Here is a 303-nt window from a genome sequence, read left to right on the forward strand (position 1 = left end):
CGGGCCGCTTCCGCCGCTGTTAGATCTTCGACCGCTTCAGTCGTGCGATCGATGTCTTTGGCAGTTTGCTCAAACTCCTTTCCCAGTTCCTTTTGTGCCTGCTTGAGTGCCCTTTGGGCCACCGCGTCGCCTTCGGCAGCCTTGGTGAGTTGTTCGAGGCTTTCCCTGGACTTGAGCGCATCCTTCATCAGCTCCGATGAGGAATCACTCACTTCGTTGATTGCCTTTTCGGCATCTTCCGCGCCCTTGGTGTCGGCGGTGGTATCAAATCGCACTTCGACTTTCTTGTCGGCCATAACAGTT

General features: G+C 55.4%; 1 protein-coding gene. It reads right to left on the reverse strand.

Features of this window, described 5'->3' with window-relative positions:
* Nucleotides 1–296 (reverse strand): hypothetical protein (locus tag JIN85_RS21150; RefSeq protein WP_200274586.1); only part of this gene is annotated, 296 nt, incomplete at its 3' end.
* Between the last annotated feature and the right edge of the window lie 7 nt (nucleotides 297–303).

Source organism: Luteolibacter pohnpeiensis (genome assembly GCF_016595435.1).
Taxonomy (GTDB): domain Bacteria; phylum Verrucomicrobiota; class Verrucomicrobiia; order Verrucomicrobiales; family Akkermansiaceae; genus Luteolibacter; species Luteolibacter pohnpeiensis.